The organism is Coleofasciculus sp. H7-1 (assembly GCF_057473865.1).
The window spans coordinates 140,988-153,685 of the sequence record NZ_JBYCCT010000010.1 but is presented as its reverse complement, the minus strand read 5'-3'; the positions used below and the strand labels follow the sequence as shown (position 1 = coordinate 153,685).

Genomic DNA, 12,698 nt, shown 5'->3' with positions numbered 1-12,698 from the left:
TTCAAGCCTTGCTTGACCCCAGTTTTCATACATCCTACAAAAAAACTTATCACTTGCGGCTATGTTTATGGACTTTAGACTTTAGACTGTCTATGGGCTAGAGTTTAAAGTCTAGCCAGTCGTTCTACGAGTACCCAGGGAGCCACTGCTAGAGGTTGTGAGTGCGATGCGCCGTTCAGCCAATCTTCAACGCCTGCTGATTCTCGGTTTGACCGGCCCGATTGTGGCTCTAAATATCTGGGTTCTGTCCCAGATATTTCGCTATTTTGAGCATCTAATTACCATCCTCACCATTGCGGCAATTCTGGCTTTTTTACTGAATTACCCGGTGCGGATGTTAGAGCGGGTTCGCTTCAATCGGACGCAGGCGGTAATTATCGTTTTGGTGGCGACTTTAACGCTACTTGTCATTTTGGGCGTGACCCTGGTACCGATATTGGTAGATCAAACGACTCAACTGTTAAAAAACATTCCAGATTGGTTAGAGGCAAGCAATCAAAATCTAGATCAGTTGGACACTTGGACAAAAACTCGTCGTTTGCCTTTGGATCTCAAAGGGTTTAGCCGTCGCGTCAGTTATCAGATCGAAAACCAAGCGCAGGCTCTAGCTAGTCAGGCGTTTGGCGTGGCGCTAGGAACGTTGACCGGATTAATTGATGTCGTGTTCGTGGTGGTGCTGGCATTTTATATGTTGCTGTATGGCGATCGCTTGTGGAAAAGTTTGTTTAACCTTCTCCCACCTCAAATCGGTCTGCCATTGAGCGAATCCCTGCGGCTGAACTTTCAGAACTTTTTCATTACCCAAGTCCTCCTAGGACTGTTTATGATGGCAACGCTGACGCCAATTTTTTTGAGTCTGAACCTGCCGTTTGCCCTTTTGTTTGGCTTGCTGATTGGGGTTGCCGAACTTATTCCCTTTATCGGCGCTACCTTGGGGATTGGTTTGGTGACGCTTCTGGTGATGCTGCAAGATTTTTGGCTAGCCGTTTGGGTAGCGATCGCATCGATTTTCATGCAGCAGATCAAAGATAACCTCCTTGCTCCTAAGTTAATGGGCGATTTCACCGGACTCAATCCGATCTGGATCTTTATCGCTTTATTGATAGGAGGTCAGATAGCTGGACTGGTCGGGATTCTGGTGTCTGTGCCCCTCGCGGGTACGATTAAGGACACTATCGATACCATCCGCCTTTTGCGTCAGCCCTCAGTTGTGACGACACAGACTGTTTCTCGAAACCCCAATGACAGTTGAAGGATTACCAGAATAGATACCCCCGCCCTAAAAGCTATCAGCACAACAAACCAAGCTAGGATGCGCTGGCGAACTAAAAAAAGATTCTGCACGATCCTCAATATTGGTTTGTCTCGTGTCATTTCAACACTTTTATTTTTGTTCTATGAGGAGAAATCGGCTTCCACTGTCATCCAAAATCAGCGCGATCGCTCCTGCACTCAGACAACATTAACAGTTGCAGCTTTTTGGTTCGTTATTTTCTCAAAACTGAAGAGTATATGCACTTGGCGTGGACGTAGATTAGGATAGGTGAGGCTCAACTCATTCTCATCCTTAAATAGCTAATTCATCCTGTTCTTCCTTGTAAAATTAACAATGAATCTGCATTGTTTAGGAGTTAACTGATGCGACAGATTAATTTTTTGCTGATCTTCGCGGTGTTACTAGCGCTAGTTTTATTCAGCTTAGAAAATACCGAGCCTGCCGCCATTCAAATTGTTCAAGGTGTCGAAGTGCAAGCGCCCTTGTGTATTGAACTGATTCTGGCGACAGGTCTTGGAGCTGCCTTAGCGTGGATTTTTAGTATCTGGACGCGGTTGCTGCGAAGTTTAGAATCCGGAAAACAATTGCGTCAGATGCGTGCCAAAGACGAGCGCATCCAAGAATTAGAGGAAAATATTGAACACTACAAGGCAGAAATCGAAGAGAAACAAAGCCTGCCCTTAAACGCTACCCTCCAGACTGAAGACACAGAGGCGAATGGGGGGAAGCTAGCTAGTCTCGCGGCAGCAAAAGAACAGGAAGCCCTTGCCCAATCAATTTAGCTTCAATTGAGCTTGAGTTTATGCCGATGACCATTGGCCCAGCCCAGGAAGCGATCGCCCTTTTAATCGATTTGGCTCAGCGGGGAGAAATTGATCCCTGGGATGTCCAGGTGATTGAGGCGATCGATCGGTGCTTATTGGAACTGGAGAAAGCCGGGAACAAGCCCTCTGGCACCTTTGAAGTAGAACTGTCCCAATCCGGGCAGGCTTTTCTATATGCATCCATGCTGGTGTTACTCAAGGCGGATACGCTCTTTACGCAATCGACCCCAGACAATCTCGATCCCACCGACGAGCTGGACGACACCGCCGCCGATCCCAGACAATTGCCAACGCGGCTGGAACGCCATTTGCGACGCCGAGGGACAGCAATGCCTCCTCAAACTCGTCGCGTCACCCTACAGGAATTAATCGAACAGCTACAGCAGATAGCCACTGTACTGGAAGAAAAACCTGCTGGCCCAAACGCGACCAAAGACCCCAGTTATCGCGCCCAGTCCCGTTCCCAAGCCGCCCGCGCGATCGCTGCCCTCGCTCACCAGGAAAATCTGACCGAAACCGCAGCTCAGTTAGAGCGCTTTTTGAGCGGTCATTGGCCCCAAATGCCCCCTGGTCAGGATTGGCTGGAATTAGACCAGCTGCTAGAGTTATGGGCAGGGGTAAGACAACTCTCAGCACCGTTAAACGCGCATCAATTGCCTGAAGAGGTGGATACTGCGCCGAAACACCATGACCGAGTGGGAGTTTTTTGGGCGCTGTTACTCCTGTCTGCTCAGTCTAAGGTAGAGTTAGCCCAAGAGGAGTTCTACCAAGACCTAAAAATCCGAACGCTTTAGCGAATGATGATTCTGTACTTTCACAGGGGCGCATTCAGCGACTGCCGGTACGTTGATTAAACGCTAGGGGTAGAAACATCTAGAATATCGACAAGGTCAATCGACTAAAATGTTTGACCCGCCATCCTTTGCCTTCAGTCAAGGGATGGAATGCAGCTAAATGCACGAAAACAAAGTGGCCTAGGTTGAGGAAAAAATATTCATGAAAGCCATGATTCTGGCGGCTGGTAAAGGTACCCGCGTTCGTCCGATTACCTACACCATTCCCAAACCTTTAATTCCAATTCTGCAAAAACCAGTGATGGAGTTCTTGGTGGAACTGCTCAGGCAGCATGGGTTTGACCAGATCATGGTCAATGTCAGCCATCTTGCTAACGAAATTGAAAGCTATTTCCGGGATGGTCAGCGTTTTGGGGTGCAAATTGGCTATTCCTTTGAAGGCCGGATTGAAGAAAATGGCGAATTGATCGGCGAAGCGGTCGGTTCGGCTGGTGGGATGCGGCGCATCCAAGATTTTTCTCCGTTTTTTGACGACACCTTTGTGGTGCTGTGTGGAGATGCGCTGATTGACTTGGATCTGACCGCAGCGGTGAAGTGGCACAAAGAAAAAGGCGCGATCGCGACGATTGTGATGAAATCAGTGCCACGGGATGAGGTTTCCAGTTACGGAGTCGTCGTCACCGACGAAGAGGGACGAATCAAAGCCTTCCAAGAAAAACCGGCAGTGGAGGAAGCGCTCAGTACCAATATCAATACCGGGATTTACATTTTCGAGCCAGAAGTTTTGGATTACATCCCCTCTGGTCAGGAGTACGATATCGGTGGTCAGTTGTTCCCCAAACTGGTAGAAATGGGTGCGCCTTTCTACGGCATCCCGATGGATTTCCAGTGGGTGGATATTGGCAAAGTGCCGGACTACTGGCGGGCAATTCGCAGCGTGTTACTGGGAGAAGTCAAAAATGTGGCAATTCCCGGACAGAAAGTGGCTCCCGGTATTTATACGGGCTTGAATGTGGCGGTGAACTGGGACAACGTTGACATCACAGGTCCTGTCTACATCGGTGCCATGACGCGCATTGAAGATGGAGCCAAGATTGTCGGTCCCACCTACATTGGACCCAATTGCTGGGTGTGCAGCGGCGCGAAGGTGGAAAATAGCGTAATTTTTGAATACTCCCGCCTAGGCCCAGGAGTGCGCTTAGTCGATAAGCTGGTGTTTGGACGCTACTGCGTGGATAAGACGGGTGCCACGATTGATGTCCAAGCCGCAGCCCTCGATTGGCTGATTAACGATGCTCGTCAAGTTCTGCCCTCTAATCCGCCAGCAGAACGGCAAGCGATCGCCGATCTGCTGGGGATGGAAGCGATTTAAGTCATCGGGAAGCGGTAATCGGTAATGGGTAGTCGATAACAAGTAAATTCTCTACTCATTACCCATCCCCCATTCCCCATCACGACGAGAGATAAGTGTATCGACTCAAACTCTGCTCGTAGTTTTGCAGCAATCGCTGGGATTCCTGGATGGTAATGCGCTTATCTAGGAGTGCTTGTTCGCATAACCGACGAATCTGCTCAATCAGATCCTCGGAATCGTACTGTACATAACCCAAGACTTCCTTCATGGTGTCACCTTTGACGACGTGTTCAATTCTGTAGCTCTTGGGGGTCAGATGAATGTGAATCGTATTGGTATCGCCAAATAAGTTGTGCAGATTGCCCATAATTTCCTGGTAAGCTCCATTCAAGAACATCCCCAGGTAATAAGGTTCGCCAGACTTCAGCGTATGCAGTTCTAAAACCGACTTGACATCTCGCAGGTCGATAAACCGATCGATTTTGCCATCGCTGTCGCAGGTGAGGTCTGCCAAAATTCCGCGCCGCGTTGGTTCCTCATCCAGCCGATGAATCGGCATAATGGGAAACAGCTGGTCAATCGCCCAACAATCCGGCGCTGATTGGAAGACAGACAGGTTGATATAGTAGATGGAAGCCATGATTTTTTCCAGGTCTTCCAGTTCGTCGGGAACGTATTCCTGCTTCCTGGTAATCGCTAGAATTTTTTCACAACAAGCCCAGTAAAGACGCTCGGCTCTAGCTCGTTCGGTGAGGCGCAAAATCCCCAAATTAAATCGGCTGATGGCTTCTTCTTTGAATTGAGTGGCGTCGTGGTATAGCTCTTGGAAATTCTCCTCATTAATGGATTGGTAGGTTTCCCAGAGATAATTAATAATCGGAGATTCGCCCTCTTTTGGGGGTTCGGGTGCCCCGGATGGCACGTCGCTAGTGCCGAGGACATCAAAAATCAGCACCGACTGATGGGAAGCGATCGCTCTCCCACTCTCGCTAATCAGCGTAGGAACGGGTATCTGGTGTTCGGCACAAGCTTCCTTCAACTCTGCCACGATATCGTTGGCATAGTTCTGCATATTGTAATTTTTGGAAGCATAGAAATTGGTTTGAGAGCCGTCGTAATCCACGCCCAAACCGCCGCCGACATCGAGATATTTCATGTTAGCTCCCAGCTTGGCTAACTCGACGTAAATCTTGCTAGCTTCTTGGATGGCATCTTTAATGACGTTAATCGCAGAAATCTGAGAGCCAATGTGGAAGTGCAACAGTTGCAGCGAATCCAGCAAGTCAGCGTCTTGTAATTGGTTGACTGCCTGGATAATTTCGGGAATGGTCAAACCAAATTTAGCGCGATCGCCCGTAGATCCTCCCCAGCGTCCCACACCTTGGGTACTCAGCTTCGCCCGGATGCCCAAAATTGGCCGAATTCCCAACTGACGGCTGGCGTCAATACAAAGTTGTACTTCTTCAACCTGCTCTAACACAATCAGCGGCGTTTGCCCCAGTCGAGAAGCTAACATCGCCGTTTCGATGTATTCCCGGTCTTTGTAGCCATTGCAGATGAGTAATGCCCCAGGCGTATCCAACATCGCCAAAGCAATCATCATCTCTGGCTTCGAGCCAGCTTCCAAGCCAAACTGATGGGGTTTACCAAATCGCACCAAATCCTCAACCAAGTGCCGCTGCTGGTTGCACTTGACCGGAAAGACGCCTTTGTAAGTACCGGAATAGTTGTAACGAGCGATCGCTTTCGCAAAACAAGCGTTCAATCGCTCAATCCGGTCTTCTAAAATATCTGAAAAGCGAATCAACAGTGGCAGCCCCAGATTCCGCTGCTTCAGGGCATTGACCAGTTCAAATAAATCCAGAGAACCACCACGCTCTCCCTTCGGAGAAACTGTAACGTGACCGGCTGCATTAATCGAAAAGTACGGTTGACCCCAACCTTCAATCCGATACAGGTTCTCACTCTCTTCTATTGACCAGGATGGGGGCGAGCTTTCACGGCTTATCCGCGTCAAAGCCATGTCATGTTTTTCCCGTCCTGCATTTCTCCGGGCAAGGGCACCGGAGGTGCCAGGGTTATTCGATGAACTCTGTGCCACAATTTCTTCCTGTGATGGCTCTTCTTCAATTGCTGGCGTAAACTGCTCGCCCATTTTTTATCTATCCTCCCTGTCCCCTGTCGAGTAGCTAGTCTATCGCATTCACTCATCATAGGCAGGCGTGTTGTCTTGAATCAGTACCTGCGGTTGGATGTCTGTTTAATTCCCATTCCAAAATTTGCACTTGGGGATTGTCTATGAGTAATTCTCTGCTTTGAAAACTCTCAAAGCTGCAAAAGCTCGGCTTCTTGCCTGCTACAACCACCTCTTTTTCCTGGTTACTAAATTTCTTTGTCTGAAAGATGGCAGACAATTTTTGCTAAAATCTGCCTCTAGTGAGTTATACCGAGTTTTTCAAATTTTGATAAAACTTTGATATAAATTACCCAATATCTATCAGCCGTGCTAGTTGAGGGCGTTCAATGCTCAATCAGCCCGATAAGCCTCCTATACAGCGCTTTAGCCTTGTTTTTCTGTACCAGATGGTTCAGAAGTACCCACTCGCCTTTTGGGGTGGTTTGTGGGCGTCCGTGATTACCATCGCCGCAGTAGCAGCGCTAGGTCTAGTTAGTACAGGCCCCGTCGAGCCGGAGGAATCTAAACCTGTTGAACCAATGCCTACCGTAACGACGGTTCCAGAACCAGAGACACCACCACTGCCAAGCTTCACAACCAGTCAGTCATCCGAGACCCCGTTGCCAAGCTTTACAGTGGTTCCGGAAGCTCCGAAGCAACCGGAAGTGCCACGGTGGTTGTATGGTGCGATCGCATTGGGCTTTGTCACTGGAACGCTGTTGATAGCGCTGAACCTGAGTCGTTCATCGCAGCGTAAATCTCTCAAACGGTCAAAGCCGACTGCAAGCGTCCGCAAAAAAACACCCCACCCGACTCAAAAGCGTCGTCCCATGCCGCCAAAGCAAGCGGCAGAAGACTTCCCTAAACCTCAAGAAGTGCCCCTAATGATGACAAATTATGGGATGACTGAGGTAACAGTGGTGCCTCCAGACGAAAATCATCCTCTGGATTGGGGCGAGGATAGTCTGGCAGAAATCATGGATATGCGAAAGCGGCAGTCTCTCTCTTCGTTGCTCAAAAAGTAATCGTTAATGAAAGTTTTGAGTTTTGAGTTTGAAGAAAGTTTTTAATTCAAAACTCAAAACTCAAATTTTTTTACCAAATACCAGAATTCAAGATGCAAGTAAATATTTTTTAGCTAATTACTTTTGACTTGCCGAAAGTAGCGATCGCCAGTCTTTAATTGCTTTTTCTGACCAGAGCCAGTTTTTACTAAGGGCTTCGGGTTGCAAGTTAACCGGGTCTTCGGAGATCGCCTTTTGCCGCAGCTTACGCGCTTCATCCAAAAGTTTTGCTTGCTTATCAGCGGGTTGGGATGCAGCCAATTTACTAAGCCCGATCGCTAATCCTGCATAAGTGGTCAAAGCTTCTTGTTGGGCAACCGATCCGGCGACAGCGGCTGGCTTTTCTTCTATCAAGTAAAACGCATCAAACCAAATTTGGTTAGCACGATCGAGATTCCCTTCTAAGTAGTAGGCAAACCCTAGGGCATTGAGGTATTTGGCAGACTTGGGTTGCTTTTTGACAGCTAGCTCCCAGAATCGACGGGCATCATCCAAGCTGTAATCCTTGCTGCCAGTTTGAACAGACTGCCACGCCAGACGCCCTCTCAGGAAGCTAATGGCTGGGTCATCGATTTTCTGTTTGCTAACGTTGTCAAGCGCCCCTTGGGCTTGCGGTAACGCTCCTCGGTTGAGCAATTCTTCTACAGCCACCACTGCGGCGGATAAGTTATTTTGACTGAACTGTTCAATAGCGATCGCCGTGACAGTCGGGGTATTGGCTGTCTGGAGATTGACATTTTTGAGGTTGGGACTAGGGAGCGCCGGAAGCGAGGTGATCGGTTTCTCCTGAGAGAACAACAAGTCTGAAGGTTGCGGACGACGTTGCAATAACCAGAAACCCAAAAGCGCGATCGCCATCGTCGATCCTAACGCCAGCAAGGCTCGGAGTGGGACACGCTTGACTCGTCGCTGTGCGTCCTTCCCGTCCCCACGCTGCCAGAATCGCTGCCAGGGTTTCCGGGCAGCATATCCCAGTAGCGATTCTTCCGACCCCGCGTTTTTAGGTGCTGACTGAGCAGCGATCGCTGGAGTGACGGGTTGAGGGGATGTTTTCGACACGAGTAGCGGGTGAGCGGTGATGGTCGTCAAATTCTCCCTTTCTCCTGGTCTGTCCCTCTGCTGGTCTGCTTCTGTTTCCCTATGCGCCTCTGCTGCTAAAGGTTCGGGCTTCAGCTGGCGAAACAGATCCGCTACCATTGCTGAGTCGTCTTCGTAGCCAATATCGTCATACTCCAAATCATCAACCGGATCGACCCAGTCGGGATCGTCATACCCGTATAAGTCATCCTCTAAGGAAACGTCTGAAGCCTCGTCGGTGCTTAAGAAACCGGATCTAGACACAGCCGGTGCCGTGAATACCGCTTCTTCCTCCCGATTAGAAAGCGTAGAGCCAAGCCCTCCCCAAGCCAGGTCTGCACCAGTTGCGTCAGGCAACTGAAGTCGCTCTGCTTTGGCATTGATGGCATGATGACCCGGTGTCAAGTAACCGTCAAATTCCGGGTGAAGATAGAGGATGGGTAAAGCCCAGTAAAGCTGGCGAGAACCGTAGGTAGAAATTAAACTTTGCCGCGCTCGACTCAGGCTGAGGTCAATCGGATAACCTTGATTCAGATTGCCGTAAAACCGCCGCGCCAAGGTCAAAGCGACTTGATCCGGAATTCGTTCTGCCATCGCCAGCACGCTCTTGATTCCGCGTTTGACGAGCGCTTCTGCCAAATTCCCCTCTGCCGCACCGTCACTGGGATCTGAGGCGGCGGTATGAGCGCCCCGACAAGAGTTAAACACTGCTAGCTGGACGCCATTATTGACGAGCAACCCCGCTAAGTCATCCCCGCTTAACATCTCCGTCAGCCCGGTTTGGCGGCTCACTAGGTAGAGATTGCCGCCGTAGGCTCCTTGGTCGCTATGACCTGCGTAGTGGAAAACTTGATATTGACCTTGTTCCAACTCGTGCGTCAGCTGCTCCGTACCGGGTTGTTCCAGAACGGTGAGTTGAATTTCTGGTAAGCCATTCCGGGAACGGTGACTCAGTTCTGCTTGCAGGTGACTGACTTCTTGTTTGAGCGCCAAACTTTCCTGGTCGTTGGGGGCGGCGATCGCCATCAAAATTTTCAGCAACGGTTGATTTGACCCAGAACCTAACGAGACGGTGGGACTTCTCAACCTTGTACTCGTCTGGTAGCGGGAGAAGGCAACATCGGTGACCGTCGCTAGGGGGCGATCGCCATCGTGCAATACTTCCCAAGGCAAGCTGAGTAAGCGACTATCTTTCAATCCCAAGCGCAGCCGCAATACTTCTTGCCGGTCTTGAGCGATCGCTTGAGCGATCATCCAACTATCTCGCAGCGTCCCTTGGAACAAAGCATCGTAAAGCTGCTGCCCTAGCGCCACCAAGTTAAGAGAAGATTGAGTAACTTCTCGGTTCGGGGAACCCGATCGAGAAGTATCGCTAGGAGACAGAGCCATCAGCAAAGGATCATTCATCAGGTGCCTCGCCTGAGCCAACCAATCCTCCACTTGCCACGTTACCTGCTCTTCAGCAAATGGGACGGCACCCGGTGCGGCAACCCATTCTGTCCGCACCCAATATTTATTTTCCCCTAAGGGATTTACAGAGATATGAAATTCCTGAGCCACTGCTACTATGCACTCCTGCTTCAGTTAGAACCCTCTAGCTGCTTTTCTGACCTGGAGGAGGAATTGTTTCCCTTTCTTCCTAGATTGATTCAATTTACTTAAAGTTTCCATGAAGAGCAATTTCGTTTTTTTTGAACGCAGATGCTGTTGATGGATGCCGGGAAGAGCAGGGAGAAAATTTCTAATTTAATCGTTAAATTTGCCCCGACTTAATCCGGATAGTTGAGGAATCCTTCAGAAGAGTAGATTGGTAGATGCACCCTGATTGACATCCCCTGGCTCGCCGGTTTGAGCCGGGGATTTTTTTTGTGATTCGTTACGCGGTGTACAACTTTCTGTATTTCTCCCGGCTTCAAGGGTGGGTAGAGGGAGAAGAGCAAAATTTGCTTGACATTTCTATCCCCAACCCCTGCGATGGGAGCGCCGTTGCGCTAGAAAAAAGACAAGCTAAGAAAAAGTTGCACGTAGCAGATTAGCGATCGCTCCCACCGCTTTGAACGAATGAGCGATCGCCGATCGCTCATGACTAATCTAAACTGACTTCCTCAAAAGATTTAACTTCTAGAACCGGGCCAATCATCGCGAAGGTCATCACGTCGTTTCGCACCTCACCTTTGACTTTCACTTTTAGTCCCGATTTGCGTAAATCTTCTGGAGCTTTGTGGAGTTCATAGGTTTGACCCTCTTGTGTGACCAGTGCCCAGGTGCCTGGACCGAGTCCCTTGCGTTCGATGGTACCTTCTACGCTAATGCTCATGCTGTTTGCCCTTCTCCTTTGCTGGATAAATAGGCGAGTCCGATACACAGGAGGGCATTGGTAATTAGGAATAGCCTAGCGATCGCGCCATTACCTAACCACAACATCGCCGGATCTGCTACGGCACTCACTAATAAACAGGATGCCACGCCCAAGGTCGAGCCGATCGCAAACCACTTCCAACTGCGGTGTCCTAGTAGCAATGCGACTAATGCAAAAGGAATCAACACGCTGGCAAAGATGGGATTCAATAAATCACTGCCTTGAATCGTATTGCCCAGTTCCGGAATCGAACTGCCCATCATCCGGAAAGGCCACTGGGGAAGATCGAAAATATAGAAGCCGCGCAGGAAGAATAATCCAGAACTACCGGCAACCAGACCGCTGGTTAGCGACCAACTCCAGCCAAAGGGGAAATAATTCCGCAAGAACCACGCGAGGATATAAGAACCCAATACCATCGCAATCTTGGGTAACAGTGCCACCGCACCGCCATCAATCCAGAAGCGAGGATTGAGATAGCCATTATCGCGCAACCAGCGGAAGAAGTCGCGGAAGGTAATTTGCCCGCGCACCGCCAGTTTTACAGCCGCAGAGGCATCGAGATGACCGGCACCAAAGTAGTTGAGAGCGTCATCTGGAATCACCCGTGCCGACTTTTTGAGGACGCCTAATACTTCTTCCGGTTCTGTCACGCCAGAGGCTTTAACTAAAGCCGCGACACCGGCAACGTGGGGAGACGCCATGCTGGTGCCTTGGAAAGCAGCAAAGGTGGGAATCAACTTACCATTTTCGTCATAGCTAATGGTTTCTTGCAAAATCCCACCCGATGGATTTTCTCCGGTGATTGCGCCACCAGGGGCTGAGATATCCACACCGGCACCATAGCTGGAGTAAAAGGCTTTTTCACCGGCAGAATCAATTGCTGAAACACCGATAACGTGGGGATATCGAGCTGGGTAGGAGGCAGAATTCTCATTAGAGTTGCCTGCTGCGGCTACGATGACGACGCCTTTGTTGTAGGCATAATCAATCGCTTCTTGCATTACCTGACTTTCGCCGCCACCGCCCAAGCTCATGTTAATGACATCAGCACCGTTATCGGCGGCAAACTTGATTGCTTCGGCAATATCGGCAACGGTGCCGCCGCCTTCTGCACTCAACACTTTCAGAGGCATGAGGCTGGCTTCGTAAGCAATACCAGCGACGCCATAGCCATTATTGGTGGCTTGGGCAACGGTACCGGCAACGTGGGTGCCGTGCCCGTTGTCGTCATCCGCCTCGTCGCGGTTGTTAACAAAGTCGTAGCCTTGGACAAACTTGGTATCTTTCAAGTCAGGAACGCGACTGATGCCGGTGTCAATGACGGCAACTGTCATACCTGCGCCTTTGGTTTCGTCCCAAGCAGATTCTACGTTGATACTCCGTAGGTTCCACTGCTTGCTGTACTCTGGGTCGTTGGGGACTTCCAGAGCTTTGTAGACATAGTTCGGTTCAATATATTCGGTTTTTTTGGCTAAAGGCGATTTTTTCAGAGCTTTCAGCAGATTGCGATCGCCTTTAATGATATACAAATGATCCGATTCGGAGAATTCGCTGTTGTACTGAGCGCCAAGCGATCGCACCTGTTGCACCACCTCTGCTGGTACGTCTTCGCGGAAATCCAGCACAATCGAGTCAAACTCACCTTGTGCTGCCAGTCCCTTGAAGTTAAACAGGGCAAAACCTACCCCCAATAAAAACAAGCACGCTATCAAAAGCTTTCTCATATTCACCCGTCTTGTGAGCGCCAGTTTCTCCCCACGATAACTCATGC

9 protein-coding genes are annotated in these 12,698 nt (G+C 49.7%); 5 read left to right on the top strand and 4 right to left on the bottom strand.

Annotated elements, in window-relative coordinates; genetic code table 11:
- The first annotated feature begins 166 nt into the window (after positions 1 to 166).
- From AC2VDX_RS02600 to AC2VDX_RS02585, 4 genes are all read left to right on the top strand, one after another.
- Positions 167 to 1,252: an AI-2E family transporter gene (locus AC2VDX_RS02600; protein ID WP_378178553.1), complete on the top strand. Its 1,086-nt coding sequence runs from the start codon at positions 167 to 169 to the stop codon at positions 1,250 to 1,252.
- Positions 1,253 to 1,638: 386 nt separating this feature from the next.
- Positions 1,639 to 2,058 (top strand): lipopolysaccharide assembly protein LapA domain-containing protein, encoded by a 420-nt coding sequence (locus tag AC2VDX_RS02595; protein WP_378178556.1) that lies wholly within the window; start codon positions 1,639 to 1,641, stop codon positions 2,056 to 2,058.
- A 26-nt stretch (positions 2,059 to 2,084) separates the two neighbouring features.
- Entirely contained in the window at positions 2,085 to 2,894 is an 810-nt protein-coding gene (locus AC2VDX_RS02590; protein WP_378178896.1) for a segregation/condensation protein A, read from the top strand.
- Positions 2,895 to 3,096: 202 nt separating this feature from the next.
- Positions 3,097 to 4,266 carry a nucleotidyltransferase family protein gene (locus AC2VDX_RS02585; protein ID WP_378178559.1) on the top strand — a complete coding sequence of 390 codons (1,170 nt, stop codon included), beginning with the start codon at positions 3,097 to 3,099 and terminating at the stop codon, positions 4,264 to 4,266.
- Positions 4,267 to 4,345: 79 nt separating this feature from the next.
- Here the strand turns inward: AC2VDX_RS02585 and speA are convergent, their stop codons facing one another.
- A complete protein-coding gene (speA, locus tag AC2VDX_RS02580; RefSeq protein ID WP_378178562.1) occupies positions 4,346 to 6,403 on the bottom strand; it encodes a biosynthetic arginine decarboxylase in 2,058 nt (685 codons plus the stop codon).
- 368 nt (positions 6,404 to 6,771) lie between these two features.
- On the opposite strand from speA, the gene AC2VDX_RS02575 reads away from it, so the two are divergent.
- Positions 6,772 to 7,449, top strand: a complete 678-nt coding sequence (locus AC2VDX_RS02575) for a hypothetical protein (protein ID WP_378178565.1) — start codon at positions 6,772 to 6,774, stop codon at positions 7,447 to 7,449.
- A gap of 117 nt (positions 7,450 to 7,566) precedes the next feature.
- Here the strand turns inward: AC2VDX_RS02575 and AC2VDX_RS02570 are convergent, their stop codons facing one another.
- From AC2VDX_RS02570 to AC2VDX_RS02560, 3 genes are all read right to left on the bottom strand, one after another.
- Positions 7,567 to 10,125, bottom strand: a complete 2,559-nt coding sequence (locus AC2VDX_RS02570) for a CHAT domain-containing protein (RefSeq protein WP_378178568.1) — start codon at positions 10,123 to 10,125, stop codon at positions 7,567 to 7,569.
- A gap of 526 nt (positions 10,126 to 10,651) precedes the next feature.
- A complete protein-coding gene (locus AC2VDX_RS02565; protein WP_378178571.1) occupies positions 10,652 to 10,882 on the bottom strand; it encodes a hypothetical protein in 231 nt (76 codons plus the stop codon).
- Positions 10,879 to 12,651: a S8 family peptidase gene (locus AC2VDX_RS02560; RefSeq protein WP_378178900.1), complete on the bottom strand. Its 1,773-nt coding sequence runs from the start codon at positions 12,649 to 12,651 to the stop codon at positions 10,879 to 10,881. Before AC2VDX_RS02560 ends, AC2VDX_RS02565 begins: the two co-directional genes overlap by 4 nt.
- Positions 12,652 to 12,698: the final 47 nt, after the last annotated feature.

Excerpts from the sequence above, each read along its gene's own strand:
- AC2VDX_RS02560 (WP_378178900.1), bottom strand. The coding sequence starts at position 12,651 with ATGAGAAAGCTTTTGATAGCGTGCTTGTTTTTATTGGGGGTAGGTTTT.
- AC2VDX_RS02565 (WP_378178571.1), bottom strand. The coding sequence starts at position 10,882 with ATGAGCATTAGCGTAGAAGGTACCATCGAACGCAAGGGACTCGGTCCA.
- AC2VDX_RS02595 (WP_378178556.1), top strand. The coding sequence starts at position 1,639 with ATGCGACAGATTAATTTTTTGCTGATCTTCGCGGTGTTACTAGCGCTA.
- AC2VDX_RS02590 (WP_378178896.1), top strand. The coding sequence starts at position 2,085 with ATGACCATTGGCCCAGCCCAGGAAGCGATCGCCCTTTTAATCGATTTG.
- AC2VDX_RS02575 (WP_378178565.1), top strand. The coding sequence starts at position 6,772 with ATGCTCAATCAGCCCGATAAGCCTCCTATACAGCGCTTTAGCCTTGTT.
- speA (WP_378178562.1), bottom strand. The coding sequence starts at position 6,403 with ATGGGCGAGCAGTTTACGCCAGCAATTGAAGAAGAGCCATCACAGGAA.
- AC2VDX_RS02600 (WP_378178553.1), top strand. The coding sequence starts at position 167 with ATGCGCCGTTCAGCCAATCTTCAACGCCTGCTGATTCTCGGTTTGACC.
- AC2VDX_RS02585 (WP_378178559.1), top strand. The coding sequence starts at position 3,097 with ATGAAAGCCATGATTCTGGCGGCTGGTAAAGGTACCCGCGTTCGTCCG.